Here is a 15,644-nt window from a genome sequence, read left to right as displayed (position 1 = left end):
TGTATGAGTTCATACGCCGAATTAGGACCAAATCCGCCTTTGAATAGTCGCGACCTATTGGCCGACATCTGTGACTGTAATCTCTTGAGAGGTTGATTGCCAAACGCTGAAAACGCTATAGGCGGGCGTAGTATAAACTATTTTTATTAGGAGATATATTTCCTATCAGAAAAAGCCAGATGATATTCTGAGCATCCAGCCTAGCATTTTCTTACAGGCACAAAAAAAGGAGCATAAATGCTCCTTTTCTTCAAACTGTCTTTGCAGACATCGCTATTAGCGACGTAGGCCTAGACGCTTGATTAGGTCTTGGTAACGAGCAAGGTTTTTGCCTTTCAAGTAATCAAGAAGCTTACGACGGCTAGAAACCATACGTAGTAGACCACGACGGCTGTGGTGATCGTGTTTGTGCGCTTTGAAGTGACCTTGTAGGTGGTTGATAGAAGCAGTAAGTAGTGCTACTTGTACTTCTGGTGAACCTGTGTCGCCTTCAGATTGTGCGTATTCTGCAACGATTGCTGCTTTAGTTTCTGCATTCAGAGACATAATTCTCTCCTGATAAGAGTAAGTTTATATTTGTAGCAGCCAATCTCTGATTCAGCCGCTACGCGAGCCGAGGATTATAGGGAAGTTTGTCAGTTGGTGCAATAACAATCGAACCCATTAAAAACGAAAAAAGCGAACCACCTAAATTAGGCGTTCGCTTTCTATCTTATTTGCTCGCTTTTCACGACTCAGCGCTAAGATCCGATGTAAGCGCTACGCTTGTGGCTCTTCATCTCTGAAAACAACCAAACGCTTCGGTGCAACTCGGCCATCTTCAGCAATCTGAGCTACGCCGACAAACAGCTTCTCTTCGCCACTTGTCATACGAACCGTGCCTTCAGTTGGCGCACCAGCAACCTGAACTGGCATACCGTGCTGAACTAGGTCAGTCAGTTCCGCGTTCAGGTTTACTTCTGGTAAGTCTTCAACGGCAGTGTCCATTGGCATCAGCAGTGGATCAAGCAGCTCTTTCGGTGCAATTTCTTGCGCCTGTGCTTGCTCTAGGATCTCGTTTAACTGCTCCAAAGTCACCATACGCTCGTATGGGTACTTTGCGACACCTGTACGACGAAGCATGGTCACGTGAGCACCACAACCTAGCATTTCACCAAGGTCGTCGGTAATTGTGCGGATGTATGTGCCTTTCGAACAATGCACTTCCATTTCAACTTCATCACCTTCAAAGCGAAGCAGTTCAATAGAGTACACAGTGATCTTACGAGACTCACGAGGAACCTCGATACCTGCACGTGCGTATTCGTACAAAGGCTTACCTTGATACTTCAATGCCGAAAACATTGATGGTATCTGATCGGTTTCACCCTTGAAGCTCGCAATGCAACGTTCAAGCTGTTCTTGAGTCACGTTAACATCACGTGTCTCTACCACTTCACCATCAGAGTCAGAGGTATTGGTACGCTCACCAAGCTTAGCGATAACAACGTAGCGCTTATCAGAATCTAGAAGAAACTGAGAGAACTTCGTTGCTTCACCAAGACAAATTGGCAGCATGCCAGTCGCAAGAGGATCCAGAGCACCGGTGTGCCCTGCCTTCTCTGCAAAGTAAATACGCTTTACTTTTTGCAGTGCATCATTAGACGAAATGCCAGTCGGCTTATCTAATAGAATTACCCCGTTGATAGGGCGACCTTTACGACGGCGAGCCATTACTCTTCGCCCTTAGACTGAGCTTCGTCAGTGCGGCCAGCTTCTTCTTGCTTACGCTTATCATCGTTCAGAACTTCACTTACTAGGTTAGACATACGCATGCCTTCTACTAGTGTGTTGTCGTAAGTAAAACGAACTTCAGGCGTTAGACGGTGGCGAATACGCTTACCAAGAGCCATACGAACTGGCACTTCATGCTCTTTAAGAGCTTTAAGGCATGATTCCGGTGTTTGCTCACCAACACATAGGAAAGTCACGAACACTTTTGCGTAAGCAAGGTCACGAGACACTTCTACGTCTGAGATAGTTACCATACCAATACGTGAGTCACGAACTTCACGTTGTAGGATAAGAGCAAGCTCTTTTTGAAGCTGCTGAGACACACGTTGTGTGCGGCTAAATTCTTTTGACATTTTCTTTTCTCACTTAGAAAGATGGGGGGCTTGGTAATTACCAGCCCCCCATGGTGTATTCAACAACCGATTACTTATTACCTTTACTAGTAATGTTAGTAACCTTAGTCAATATGTCGAGTCGTACAGACTGATTAGTCTAGAGTACGTTTAACCTCAACGATTTCGAATACTTCGATCTGGTCACCAACGCGAACGTCGTTGTAGTTCTTAACGCCGACACCACACTCGTAACCGTTCTTAACTTCTTGTACGTCATCTTTAAAGCGACGAAGTGACTCTAGTTCACCTTCGTAGATAACAACGTTTTCACGAAGTACGCGGATTGGGTTGCTACGCTTAATCGTACCTTCAGTCACGATACAACCAGCGATTGCACCAAGTTTAGGCGACTTAAATACGTCACGAACTTGTGCAAGACCAATGATCTCTTGACGGAATTCAGGAGCAAGCATACCGCCCATCGCCTGTTTAACTTCGTCAATTAGTTGGTAAATGATTGAGTAGTAACGTAGATCTAGGTTTTCGTTCTGAACCGTGTTACGCGCAGTTGCGTCAGCACGAACGTTGAAACCAAGGATGATAGCGTTAGAAGCTGCAGCAAGCGTTGCATCAGTTTCAGTAATACCACCAACACCAGAACCTACAATGTTCACTTTAACTTCGTCAGTTGACAGTTTCAGTAGAGAGTCAGCAATCGCTTCTACAGAACCTTGAACGTCAGCTTTAAGTACCACGTTAAGCTCAGCAACTTCGCCAGCCGTCATGTTCGCGAACATGTTCTCTAGTTTCGCTTTTTGTTGGCGAGCTAGTTTAACATCACGGAATTTACCTTGACGGTAGTTCGCAACTTCACGTGCTTTACGCTCATCACGTACAACAGTCGCTTCATCGCCTGACGAAGGAACACCAGAAAGACCTAGAATTTCTACAGGAATAGATGGACCTGCAGTTTCGATGTCTTTACCGTTTTCATCACGCATTGCACGAACACGGCCGTACTCTTGACCACAAAGAACGATATCGCCTTTGTTTAGAGTACCAGACTGTACTAGTACTGTTGCAACTGGACCACGACCTTTATCAAGACGAGATTCAACAACAACACCAGACGCCATGCCTTCTTTAACCGCTGTAAGTTCAAGAACTTCAGACTGAAGAAGGATAGCTTCTAGAAGACCATCGATGTTTGTACCCTGTTTAGCAGAGATGTGAACGAAGATGTTCTCACCACCCCATTCTTCAGGGATAACGTCGTATTGAGCTAGCTCATTCTTAACGTTGTCTGGGTTTGCACCCTCTTTATCGATCTTGTTCACAGCAACAATCAGAGGAACGCCTGCCGCTTTCGCGTGCTGGATTGCTTCGATTGTTTGTGGCATTACGCCATCGTCTGCTGCAACTACAAGTACAACGATATCTGTCGCTTGAGCACCACGAGCACGCATAGCTGTAAACGCCGCGTGTCCAGGAGTATCAAGGAAAGTGATCATACCGTTGTCAGTATCTACGTGGTAAGCACCAATGTGCTGCGTGATACCGCCAGCTTCGCCAGAAGCAACGTGTGCTTTACGAATGTAATCAAGTGTTGAAGTTTTACCGTGGTCAACGTGACCCATGATAGTAACAACAGGAGCACGACCTTCAGCGATAGCATCGCTATCACGGTCAGCTAGTACTGCTTCTTCAAGTTCGTTTTCTTTACGTAGGATTACCTTGTGACCCATTTCTTCAGCAACAAGTTGTGCTGTTTCTTGGTCGATCACTTGGTTGATAGTCGCCATAGCGCCCATCTTCATCATTACTTTGATAACTTCAGTTGCTTTAACTGACATTTTGCTAGCCAGTTCAGAAACAACGATAGTTTCGCCGATAGCAACGTCAGATTTAGCAACAGTTGCTGACTTATCGAAGCCTTGCTGCATTGAAGTTGGTTTAGCAAGCTTACCTTTACCGCCACGACCACGCTGGTTACGACCACCACGGTTGTTTGCAGGTTGGTTAGCAGGAGCTGCTTTCTTCTTGCGACGACGAGGTGCTTTCTCATCTTTCTTATCTGCCGCATCTTCAGCTTCACGAGCGTAAGTAGAAGTAGTCACATGGTAATCCGCAGATTTCTCTTGCTCTTTCTTCTTCTTCTCTTCTTCAGACCAACGTTCTTGGTTCTCTTCTGCTAACTTACGAGCTTCTTCAACAAGCTTAGCTGCTTCAGCTTCTGCTTTACGAGTTGCTTCTAGCTCTTGACGAGCTTTAAGTTCATCCGCTTCTTTTTTCGCTTGTGCGTTAGCGTCTGCATTTTTTGAATTCATGTCTTTTTTAGCCTTTTCAGCTTGTGCGCGTTGAGCCTTCTCTTCAGCTTCACGTTTTGCATCCGCTTCACGTGTTACTTTTTCTTCAGCTTCGCGCTGTGCTTTCTCTGCAGCATCACGTTTCGCTTGCTCTTCAGCATCGCGTTGTGCTTTCTCTTCCGCTTCACGATTAGCTACTTCCTCAGCTTCACGTTTCGCTTCATCTTCAATAGTGCTGCGCTTCACGTAAGTACGCTTTTTACGTACCTCTACTTGAACATCCTTACTCTTACCGCCTCCAGCGGCAACACTTAGCGTGCTGCGGGTCTTGCGTTGAAGAGTTAAACGAGTCGGTTCTGTTTCGCCTGAAGTATCGCCGTGCTCCTTTTTAAGGTGCGTTAGCAATGTTTGCTTCTCTGAATCAGTCACTTGATCCGACCCTGCTTTCTTCATGCCTGCATCAGCAAGTTGTTCAATTAAGCGGTCAACTGGCGTACCAATCTCTTCACTCAGTGCTTTAACTGTTAATTGTGTCATACCGCTTTCTCTCCTTGCTGAATTATTCTTCGTCGCCGAACCAACAGATGTTACGCGCAGCCATAATTAGCTCGCCTGCACGCTCTGCAGTTAGGTCTTCGATGCCTTCTAGTTCATCAACGCCTTGGTCAGCTAGGTCTTCCAGTGTCGCAACGCCTTTTGCTGCTAGCTTGTAAGCCATTTCACGCTCAAGACCTTCAAGTGCAAGTAAGTCTTCAGCAGGCTCAACACCGTCGAAAGTTTCTTCTTTCGCTAGCGCTAGAGTAGTCAGTGCGTCTTTTGCGCGGTTACGTAGTTCTTCAACGATACCTTCGTCTAGACCGTCTACTTCAAGAAGCTCGTTCACAGGAACGTATGCTACTTCTTCAAGCGTAGAGAAGCCTTCTTCAACAAGCATTTGAGCAAAGTCTTCTTCAATGTCTAGGTGCTTCATGAAGTTTTCAATAGAAGCAACTGCTTCTTCTTGGTGCTTCTTCTCAAGATCAGCAACAGTCATTACGTTCAGTTCCCAACCAGTAAGTTGAGACGCTAGACGTACGTTTTGACCGCTACGGCCAATCGCTTGTGCTAGGTTATCCGCTTCAACAGCGATATCCATAGAGTGTGCGTCTTCATCAACGATGATTGAAGCAACATCAGCAGGAGCCATTGCGTTGATTACGAATTGAGCCGGGTTATCATCCCAAAGAACGATATCAATACGCTCACCACCAAGATCGTTAGAAACAGCTTGTACACGTGCGCCACGCATACCAACACACGCACCAACTGGGTCAATACGTTTGTCGTTTGTTTTCACAGCGATTTTAGCACGAGAACCGGCATCACGTGCAGCACCTTTAAGTTCAATTAGCTCTTCACCAATCTCAGGCACTTCAACACGGAATAGTTCAGCTAGCATTTCTGGCTTCGAACGAGTAACGAAAAGCTGGAAACCACGAGCTTCTGGTTTAACTGCGTAAAGAAGACCACGAACACGGTCACCTGGACGGAAGTTTTCACGAGGAAGTTGGTCATCACGAAGGATTACCGCTTCAGCGTTGTTACCTAGGTCTAGGATAATAGTGTCACGGTTAACTTTCTTAACTGCGCCAGTTACTAGCTCGCCTTCGTTATCGATGAACTGCTCAACGATTTGAGCGCGTTCAGCTTCACGTACTTTCTGTACGATAACTTGCTTAGCCGTTTGAGTCGTAATACGGTCAAACGTTACTGATTCGATATCATCTTCAATGAAACCGCCAAGTTCGATCTCTGGGTCATCGTACTTTGCAGCTTCAATAGAGATTTCTTTTGTTGGGAATTCAACTTCCTCAACAGCTTCCCAACGACGGAAAGTTTCGAAATCACCCGTTTTACGGTCAATTTCAACACGAACTTCAATTTCTAGTTCGCTTTTCTTTTTTGTTGCCGTTGCAAGCGCGATTTCAAGCGCTTCAAAAATACGCTCACGAGGAACTGCTTTCTCATTTGAAACAGCTTCTACTACCGCCAAAATTTCTTTGTTCATTAATCTAGCCTCTTAAGCTCTTCTCTCTAGGAGAACTAAAATTTAGGGATCAGGTTAGCTTTCGCAATATTGCTCAGGACGAATTCTTCTTCTTGTCCTTCAACCAATACTTTCACTGTCTCGCCTTCGATAGATTGGATATCACCTTTCCATTTACGACGGTTGCCGACAGCCATTTTCAAAACGATGCTTACCTCGTGACCAATAAATTGTTGGTAATGCTCTGCTTTGAACAGTGGTCTCTCTAAACCTGGTGAAGACACTTCAAGGTTATAAGCCACTGAAATTGGATCTTCAACGTCCATTACGGCACTTACTTGGTGACTAACTTCAGCGCAATCATCTACATTGATACCGTTTGGTGAATCGATGTAAATACGTAGCGTTGAGTGCTCACCAGCACGAATAAATTCTAATCCAACTAACTCATAACCTGATGCTGCTACTGGAGCGTCAAGCATTTCAGTAAGTTGTCTTTCTAAACCAGTCATTTAACCACTCCAGAAACAAAAAAAGGGCTCAAAGCCCAATTTAAATTCCAAGCAAACATTATCTAAATACATTTACAAATGCTTAGATAACAAAAAACCCCGTATAAGCCGGGGTTTTTGTTGCTGGACCCTTATATGTTAAGTGCCATCACATTCGATATCGCACTTAACTCACAGTGAGGTTCACACTGTGCAAACTTGCAACCAATACAAGCTATATAATAGCATTGAAATTGGTTGCGGGAGCCGGATTTGAACCGACGACCTTCGGGTTATGAGCCCGACGAGCTACCAAACTGCTCCATCCCGCGTCCGACTTGCGAGCATTATACGCCCAACAAGATGTTTTACAAGTTTGTAAACATGGTGCCGAGAGAGGGACTCGAACCCTCACACCCTAAGGCACTAGCACCTCATGCTAGCGTGTCTACCAATTTCACCATCTCGGCATCAAATCTTTACAGATTATTGTGGAATTTCGTCGCCTTGCGCCGGAACTTCACTCACTGCATCATCAGCTTGTTGAATCACCTGACCTTGGGTCGGGTCAATCCATTGTGACTCAGTTTTATGTGTAGACATATTACCAAGCACTAAGCTAAGGATAAAAAATGTAGTTGCAAAAATTGCAGTCATTCGGGTAAGGAAATTTCCTGAGCCACCAGCACCAAACACAGTGTTTGAAGCGCCAGCACCGAAAGAGGCTCCCATATCTGCGCCTTTACCTTGTTGAATCAACACTAGGCCAATTACACCAAGCGCTGCCAACAGGTAAATCACAAGTAGAACTGTAAACATTTTTCCACCTATGTTCCTAATTGTTGAGCCAGCGCCGTTCAAAAAACTATTTTTAAGAACAAGGCTAGCGACCTCCTAACTGAAGGCCGAGCAATACTAGCGAATGCGACGATGGCTGACAAGGAGAATTTGCTAAAAAATAAGCCTTTACCAAGTGAATGGTCAAAAAAAGGTCAAAAGCGACACAAAACTCATTTATGTCTCTTTTGACCGTTATATCTTTTGACCGTGATATAAGTCAACCACTTCTAATCACAAGCGCTATTCGCTGCGCCAGCTAAGTAAAAGGTTAAATTAGCAGTTTGCTTTTACTGCATCTGCAATCTTAAGCGCTGATGCTTGAACAAGCTCTGCATCTTCGCCTTCAACCATGACACGCAGTAGTGGCTCGGTACCAGACTTGCGTAATAGTACACGGCCTTTCTCGCCAAGCTCTGCTTCTACTTCAACAACCGCTGCTTTTACCGCTTCGGCTTCTAGTGGGTTTGAATCTCCGCTGAAACGAACGTTTTCTAGAACTTGAGGGTACAACGTCATGCCCTGAGACAACTCATTCAGTGTCATTTCGCTATCAACAACTGAAGCCAAAACTTGCAGAGCAGCAACGATAGCATCACCCGTCGTCACTTTATCTAGTAGGATAACGTGCCCCGAGTTTTCAGCGCCGATCTTCCAGCCTTTAGCAAGAAGCTGTTCCATTACGTAACGGTCACCAACAGCAGCACGTACAAACGGAATACCTAACTGCTTAAGGCCGTTTTCCATACCCAGGTTGGTCATTAGTGTACCAACAACGCCGCCTTTCAACTCACCGCGACGCAGTGCATCACGAGCAATAATGTAAGCGATTTGGTCGCCATCAACTTTGTTGCCTAGCTCGTCAACCATGATGATACGGTCACCATCACCATCAAAGCCAAGACCTAATGCCGCTTTTTCTTCAAGCACTTTTGCTTGCAGAGCACGTACATCCGTCGCACCGACTTCGTGGTTGATGTTAGTACCGTTTGGCTCAACACCAATCGCAACGACCTCAGCACCCAGTTCTTTAAATACAGCAGGCGCAATGTGGTAAGTCGCACCATGTGCACAATCGATAACGATCTTCATGCCAGCTAATGTCATTTTATGTGGGAACGTACTTTTACAGAACTCGATGTAACGGCCAGCCGCATCGTTCAAACGTACTGCTTTACCTAGCTCTGAAGAATCAACACATTCGATGTCTTTATCCAACTCTGCTTCAATTGCCAACTCGATATCGTCCGGCAGTTTTGTTCCCTCAGAAGAGAAGAACTTGATACCGTTATCGTAGTATGGGTTGTGTGATGCAGAGATAACAATACCGGCTTCAGCGCGGAAGGTTTGAGTTAGGTAAGCCACAGCAGGTGTTGGCATTGGGCCAGTAAACGTAGCCTGAAGACCAGCAGCAGCAAGGCCAGCTTCTAGCGCTGACTCAAGCATGTAACCAGAGATACGAGTATCTTTACCAATGATGACTTTCTTTGTGCCTTGCTTCGCAAGAACACGACCCGCAGCCCAGCCAAGCTTCAGAACAAAATCAGGTGTAATCGGGTACTGGCCTACTTTGCCACGCACACCATCTGTGCCGAAATAACGTCTTTTATCAGACATAGTGATTTTCCTTAATTATATTTAGTGATTGTTGTTCATCACTTCGATTATTTTCATCGCTTCCAGTGTCTCCTCGACATCATGAACGCGAATAATTTGTGCGCCTTTCATCGCGGCAATCGTCGCGCAAGTGACGCTTGCGACCATGCAGTCGGCCGGAACCTTGTCTAGCAATTTAAAGATCATCGATTTTCTCGACATCCCCGCTAAAACAGGTAAGCCTAACGAATGAAACTTTTCAAGATGCGCTAGTAGGTGATAATTGTGTTCGATGGTTTTCCCAAAGCCAAAGCCAGGGTCAAGGATCAGCTGATCTTTTGAAATACCCACCGCCTCACACGCTTCTACCCTTTCTTGCAAGAATGCTTCTACATCCTGAAGAACATCATCATAACTTGGGTTAGCTTGCATGGTTCTCGGCTGACCTTTCATGTGCATCAGACAAATCGGAACATTAGCATCAGCGGCGACTTGTAATGCTCCAGGCTCTTGCAAAGCGCGCACATCATTGATCAAATCAGCGCCCGCTTCAACAGCTTGGCGCATCACTTCCGCTTTACTGGTATCTATCGAGATCCACACATCAAACTTGGCACGAATGGCTTTAATAGCAGGAATGACACGGGCAAGCTCCTCTTCTAACGAAACATCAGGAGCGCCAGGTCGAGTTGACTCACCACCAATATCGATAATGCTAACGCCCGCTTGAACCATGCGTTCAGCTTGCTGTAAGGCATTATCAAGTGAGTTAAATTTCCCACCGTCAGAGAAAGAGTCAGGAGTGACATTGAGGATGCCCATCACATGTGGGCGATCTAACACGAGAGTTTTATTCTTTGCTTTTAATATCATGGAAGGCCGATCTTAAAGGGAAAAACACCATAGGCTATAAACAGAAAAACCCTGAGCGTACTCAGGGTTTTAATTGATAGTTTAGCGATTAAGAATCTTTGTTTTGAGCATCATCTGATTCAGATTTAACTTCTTCAACTTTTGACTCTTCAGCTTTAGGTTCCGCTTTAGCTTCTTCTGCCTTAGCTTCAGGTTTTGCTTCTTCCTTTGTAGGTTCAGCTTTTACCTGATCACCCCAACCAGCTGGATCACGAATCTCTTGCTTACGCTCCATCAAGTCATCAATTTGACCTGCATCAATCGTTTCAAACTTCATTAGCGCGTCTTTCATCGAATGCATGATATCCATGTTATCTTCAAGAATCTTCTTAGCTCTATCGTAGTTACGGTCGATAAGGATACGAATCTCTTCATCGATAAGCTTAGTCGTGTCATCAGAAACGTGCTTAGCTTGGCTCATGCCGCGACCTAGGAAAACTTCACCTTCTTCTTCTGCGTAAAGAAGAGGACCCAATTTCTCAGAGAAGCCCCACTGCGTAACCATCTTACGAGCAATATCAGTTGCACGTTCGATATCGTTAGACGCACCAGTTGACACTTTGTCTTTACCGTAAATAAGTTCTTCAGCAAGACGACCACCGTACAGGCTAGAAATCATAGACTCTAGATGTTGGCGAGACATGCTCACACGATCTTGCTCTGGCAAGTACATGGTTACACCAAGCGCACGACCACGTGGAATGATTGATACTTTGTACACAGGATCGTGTTCTGGTACCAAACGACCAACAATTGCGTGACCGGCTTCGTGGTAAGCCGTTGACTCTTTCACTTCCTCAGACATCACCATTGAACGGCGCTCAGCACCCATCATGATTTTATCTTTAGCCAGTTCAAACTCAACCATAGAGACATTGCGCTTGTTACCACGAGCTGCAAATAGCGCCGCTTCGTTAACAAGGTTTGCAAGGTCTGCACCAGAGAAACCTGGAGTACCACGAGCAATCAGAGATGGTTCAACATCGCCAGATAGTGGAACTTTACGCATGTGTACTTTAAGGATCTGTTCACGACCACGTACGTCTGGTAGACCAACTACAACCTGACGGTCAAAACGACCTGGACGAAGTAGTGCTGGGTCTAGTACGTCTGGACGGTTAGTCGCAGCGATAACAATAATACCTTCATTACCTTCGAAACCATCCATCTCAACCAGCATTTGGTTCAATGTTTGTTCACGCTCATCATGACCACCACCAACACCAGCGCCACGTTGACGACCTACCGCATCAATCTCATCGATAAAGATGATACAAGGTGCCGCTTTCTTCGCTTGTTCGAACATGTCACGCACACGAGATGCACCAACACCTACAAACATTTCAACGAAGTCAGAACCAGAAATAGTAAAGAACGGTACTTTCGCTTCACCAGCAATCGCTTTTGCAAGCAATGTTTTACCCGTACCAGGAGGACCAACCAACAGGATACCTGTCGGGATCTTACCACCTAGCTTTTGGAAGCGGCTTGGGTCACGAAGGTAGTCCACAAGCTCTTTCACGTCTTCTTTTGCTTCGTCACAACCAGCAACATCAGCAAACATGGTTTTGATTTGTTCTTCGCTCATCATTCGAGCTTTACTCTTACCGAAAGACATCGCGCCTTTACCGCCGCCGCCGCCTTGCATTTGACGCATGAAGAAAATCCATACACCAATCAGTAAGATCATTGGGAACCATGAGATGAAGATAGTGCCAAGCAGGCTCTGCTCTTCAGGTGGTGTACCCTGAACTTTTACGTTTTGATTAATTAAGTCATCAAGTAGCTTTTGATCATAAACAGGCATGTAAGTTACATACTTAGAACCACCACCACGACGTGTGAAAGTGATTTCGCTGTTATTGAACTGTGCGTCTTGAATCTGGCCTTGGCCAACTTCCTGTACAAACGTGGTGTAATCTACTGCTCTGCCGTTACTTTCCCCAGGGCCGAAGCTCTGGAATACCGACATCAACACTACCGCGATAACAAGCCACAGAATTAAATTTTTTGCCATGTCACTCAAGGTGTAAGCCTCTCGATAACTAATTGTAATTAAAGGTAGGGTACTACAGTTTGTAACCTGTAGCCATGTTGTTAACTCTCACTCTTGGAAGAGAATCGTTAACCTTTGTAACCAGTGGCTACGATAAACACTTCACGAGATCGAGCTCGAGAAGAGTCGGGTTTTCTAACTTTTACTGTTTTAAACATCTCGCGGACGTCCTTAACGTATTGGTCAAACCCTTCGCCTTGGAATACTTTTACAACAAAACTACCATTGGTAGCTAGAACTTGTCGACACATATCCAAAGCTAATTCAACTAAATACATAGCTCTTGGCTGATCCACAGAATTGTTGCCTGCTATATTAGGTGCCATATCTGACATCACGACATCAACCATGTTTGGTTGTATACGTTCCAATAGAGCTTCTAGCACAGCGTCTTCACGAAAATCGCCTTGTAAAAAGCTAACACCAGCAATCGGATCCATTGGTAACAAGTCACACGCAATGATTTGTCCGTTGTCTCCAACAATCTTAGCAGCATATTGAGACCAACCGCCAGGTGCTGCACCCAAATCCACAATGGTCATCCCAGGAGACAGCAATTTATCTTTCGTTTGAATCTCTTCCATTTTGAAATAAGCACGTGAACGATAGCCTTTCTTTCTTGCTTCATTTGCGTACTTGTCGTCGAAGTGTTCCTTCAACCAACGGCCTGAACTGGCCGAGTGTTTCTGTTTGCTCATTGGATACCTAAATTGGAGGAAAGTACTAATTGCTGAATAAATTATAGTCTTCAGCTTTAGATGGCGTTAAAATAGGTTTTTTCAACCCTAATAGTAAAGAAAATTGGCCGCGTAATGAACCTAAGTACCAAACAAAAGCAGCATCTAAAGGGCCTAGCTCACAGTTTAAAACCTGTTGTGCTAATGGGCGCAAATGGACTTACTGAAGCTGTTCTAGCGGAAATCGAATTAGCTCTAGACCACCACGAACTGATCAAGATTAAAGTTGCATCAGAAGACCGTGAGACTAAGCAACTGATTATCGATGCAATTGTACGTGAAACTAAAGCTGAGAAAGTACAGACTATCGGTAAAGTTCTAGTACTGTTCCGCCAGTCAGAAGCACGTAAAATCGAGATTCCACGTAAATAAGCGAGTTTGATATAAGCTAACTTCACTAATAGGAAGCCACAGCGCTTATCTTTTAGTGTAGCGTGAGAAACGAAAAAGGTCGCATTTAGCGACCTTTTTACTTATCAGAAACAAAGAAAATTCAATTAGATATATTCTACTTTGTCGATTTCGAAGTCTTTGTCACCACCAGGGGTAGAGATCATGACTTCGTCGCCTTCCATTTTACCGATAAGACCGCGAGCAATTGGCGATTTCACAGAAATGCGACCCGTTTTGATGTCTGCTTCGTCTTCTGAAACGATTTGGTAGCGGAACTCATCATCGGTATCCACATCAATCAGTGTCACTGTCGTACCAAAGATAATCTTGCCCGTATTATCCATTTGCGTTACATCGATGATCTGAGCTAGAGATAGCTTATATTCGATATCACGGATCTGAGCTTCACAAATACCCTGCTCTTCACGAGCGGCGTGGTATTCAGCATTCTCTTTCAGGTCACCTAGTTCACGTGCTTCACCAATAGCTGCTGAGATAACAGGGCGTAGCTTAAGTAGGCGATCTAATTCGTCACGTAGCTGCTGAGCGCCACGTACTGTCATTGGAACCTTTTCCATTTTTTACCTCTATGCCAAAGCTTTCTTTGGCCAACATAAATACACCCAACGTATTTATTGGGTGATAGAAACAAAACGATTTGGCTTAGTGTAAACAAACTTTATGGCTAAATCACCTTTATTCCACTTTGCGTTATAAAAGCTTTATCTAGGTCTAAATTACAGACATCACAAAAATGAATAATAACCTCCCCATCAATAAGCGGAGAGTTAAATACCTAAAAAAACAAAAAACAAACAAAATAAACACAGATCACACTTTTATAAAATATACTCAAAAACAACCACTTAAACAAAAAAAGATATAATAAAACAGTGTTCATTCTTTAGTTTTATATCATTTTACTAACTGACCATGGAACTTTAGAGGTAAAAAGTAACCCATGGATTGCACTGGCATTTTTCAGACTTCTGTTCTAATCATGATTATGAAGCCTGATTAATACAGGCAATACACAAAAGGGTTCAAATCCTTAATAAAACTTCTATGGACAGTAATTAGGAAATAATAACATGAACAAGACTATGATCGCGCTTGCTGTATCTGCTGCAGCTCTTGCTACTAACGCAGTGGCAGCCGACGGTAAACAAGCTGGTGATATTGCCGGTACTTCTGTATACAGCTCAAACGGCACGTCTCTAGAGATCGGTGGTCGTGCGGAAGCTCGTCTATCGATGAAAGATGGCAAAGCTGAAGACAAAACACGTGTACGTCTTAACTTCCTAGGTAAAGTTGAAATCCAAGACGGCCTATACGGTGTTGGTTTCTACGAAGGCGAATTCACAACTGCTGAAAACGGCGGCTCTACTGATAACAACGACGGCGACATCACTAACCGTTACACATACGCTGGTATCGGCGGTGACTTCGGTGAAGTTACTTACGGTAAAAACGACGGTGCGCTAGGCGTAATCACAGACTTCACGGATATCATGTCTTACCACGGTAACTCTGCTGCAATGAAAATTGCTGTAGCAGATCGTTCAGACAACATGGTTTCATACAAAGGTCAATTCCAAGACCTAGGCGTAAAAGCAAGCTACCGTTTTGCTGACCGTCAAGAAGGTGTTGTTAATGGTTGTAACATCGGTGAGTACTGTGACAACGACGCTGATGGCTACTCTCTATCTGGTATCTACGCTATCGGCGACTCTGGCGTTAAGCTAGGTGCTGGTTACGCAGACCAAGCTGACCAAAACGAATACATGCTAGCAGCTTCTTTCCGTACTGACGCTCTATACTTTGCTGGTACATTCACAGACGGTGAGCTAGCGAAAGATAACGGTGATTACACTGGTTACGAATTCGCAGCAGCATACACACTAGAAAAAACTGCATTCACGCTAACGTACAACAACGCAGAAACAAACGGCGACACATCTGCTGACAACGTTGCTATCGATGCGACTTACTACTTCAAGCCTAACTTCCGTACGTACATCTCGTACAATTTCAACCTAATCTCTGAAGGTGACAAGTTCGGTACAGCAGGCATTCCAGCTAACTTCGGTGCAACTAAAGCACAAGCTGAAGACGAGCTAGCTCTAGGTCTACGTTACGACTTCTAATTCTGATTATCTAATGATTCATTAGTTAATTGAGA

The 15,644-nt window shown here is 44.6% G+C and carries 14 protein-coding genes and 2 tRNA genes; 2 read left to right on the top strand and 14 right to left on the bottom strand.

The window, feature by feature from the left end:
• Positions 1-276: 276 nt before the first annotated feature.
• From rpsO to rlmE, 13 genes are all read right to left on the bottom strand, one after another.
• Positions 277-546: a 30S ribosomal protein S15 gene (gene rpsO, locus F0229_RS06090; protein ID WP_010436144.1), complete on the bottom strand. Its 270-nt coding sequence runs from the start codon at positions 544-546 to the stop codon at positions 277-279.
• A gap of 213 nt (positions 547-759) precedes the next feature.
• Positions 760-1,713 (bottom strand): tRNA pseudouridine(55) synthase TruB, encoded by a 954-nt coding sequence (gene truB, locus F0229_RS06085; protein ID WP_017059233.1) that lies wholly within the window; start codon positions 1,711-1,713, stop codon positions 760-762.
• Entirely contained in the window at positions 1,713-2,126 is a 414-nt protein-coding gene (gene rbfA / locus F0229_RS06080; protein ID WP_017059232.1) for a 30S ribosome-binding factor RbfA, read from the bottom strand. Before rbfA ends, truB begins: the two co-directional genes overlap by 1 nt.
• A 134-nt stretch (positions 2,127-2,260) precedes the next feature.
• Positions 2,261-4,951 (bottom strand): translation initiation factor IF-2, encoded by a 2,691-nt coding sequence (gene infB, locus F0229_RS06075; protein WP_017059231.1) that lies wholly within the window; start codon positions 4,949-4,951, stop codon positions 2,261-2,263.
• Positions 4,952-4,973: 22 nt separating this feature from the next.
• On the bottom strand, positions 4,974-6,461 hold the full coding sequence (gene nusA, locus F0229_RS06070; protein ID WP_017059230.1) for a transcription termination factor NusA: 1,488 nt from the start codon (positions 6,459-6,461) through the stop codon (positions 4,974-4,976).
• Between the two features lie 35 nt (positions 6,462-6,496).
• On the bottom strand, positions 6,497-6,952 hold the full coding sequence (gene rimP / locus F0229_RS06065; protein ID WP_004738265.1) for a ribosome maturation factor RimP: 456 nt from the start codon (positions 6,950-6,952) through the stop codon (positions 6,497-6,499).
• A 234-nt stretch (positions 6,953-7,186) separates the two neighbouring features.
• Positions 7,187-7,263 (bottom strand) — tRNA-Met (locus F0229_RS06060).
• A gap of 53 nt (positions 7,264-7,316) precedes the next feature.
• Positions 7,317-7,401, bottom strand: a tRNA-Leu gene (locus F0229_RS06055).
• Between the two features lie 16 nt (positions 7,402-7,417).
• On the bottom strand, positions 7,418-7,750 hold the full coding sequence (gene secG, locus F0229_RS06050; RefSeq protein ID WP_017059392.1) for a preprotein translocase subunit SecG: 333 nt from the start codon (positions 7,748-7,750) through the stop codon (positions 7,418-7,420).
• A gap of 294 nt (positions 7,751-8,044) precedes the next feature.
• On the bottom strand, positions 8,045-9,385 hold the full coding sequence (glmM, locus tag F0229_RS06045; RefSeq protein ID WP_017059393.1) for a phosphoglucosamine mutase: 1,341 nt from the start codon (positions 9,383-9,385) through the stop codon (positions 8,045-8,047).
• A gap of 21 nt (positions 9,386-9,406) precedes the next feature.
• Positions 9,407-10,237, bottom strand: a complete 831-nt coding sequence (folP, locus tag F0229_RS06040) for a dihydropteroate synthase (protein ID WP_017063276.1) — start codon at positions 10,235-10,237, stop codon at positions 9,407-9,409.
• Between the two features lie 88 nt (positions 10,238-10,325).
• Complete coding sequence (ftsH, locus tag F0229_RS06035; RefSeq protein WP_017059395.1) at positions 10,326-12,293, bottom strand: ATP-dependent zinc metalloprotease FtsH; 1,968 nt, start codon at positions 12,291-12,293, stop codon at positions 10,326-10,328.
• A 107-nt stretch (positions 12,294-12,400) separates the two neighbouring features.
• Positions 12,401-13,030 carry a 23S rRNA (uridine(2552)-2'-O)-methyltransferase RlmE gene (rlmE, locus tag F0229_RS06030; RefSeq protein WP_017633278.1) on the bottom strand — a complete coding sequence of 210 codons (630 nt, stop codon included), beginning with the start codon at positions 13,028-13,030 and terminating at the stop codon, positions 12,401-12,403.
• A 114-nt stretch (positions 13,031-13,144) separates the two neighbouring features.
• On the opposite strand from rlmE, the gene yhbY reads away from it, so the two are divergent.
• Positions 13,145-13,441 carry a ribosome assembly RNA-binding protein YhbY gene (gene yhbY / locus F0229_RS06025; RefSeq protein WP_004738252.1) on the top strand — a complete coding sequence of 99 codons (297 nt, stop codon included), beginning with the start codon at positions 13,145-13,147 and terminating at the stop codon, positions 13,439-13,441.
• Between the two features lie 125 nt (positions 13,442-13,566).
• Here yhbY and greA read toward each other — a convergent pair whose 3' ends face one another.
• Positions 13,567-14,040, bottom strand: a complete 474-nt coding sequence (gene greA, locus F0229_RS06020) for a transcription elongation factor GreA (protein WP_017059397.1) — start codon at positions 14,038-14,040, stop codon at positions 13,567-13,569.
• Positions 14,041-14,553: 513 nt separating this feature from the next.
• Between greA and F0229_RS06015 the strand changes: the two genes are divergently transcribed.
• On the top strand, positions 14,554-15,609 hold the full coding sequence (locus tag F0229_RS06015) for a porin (RefSeq protein ID WP_171732452.1): 1,056 nt from the start codon (positions 14,554-14,556) through the stop codon (positions 15,607-15,609).
• Positions 15,610-15,644 lie beyond the last annotated feature (35 nt).

The organism is Vibrio sp. AIC-3, from assembly GCF_013114515.1.
In the GTDB taxonomy this organism is placed as follows: Bacteria; Pseudomonadota; Gammaproteobacteria; order Enterobacterales; family Vibrionaceae; genus Vibrio; species Vibrio crassostreae_C.
Note: the sequence above shows the minus strand (reverse complement) of the source record. Positions and strands in the feature narration are given on the sequence as shown.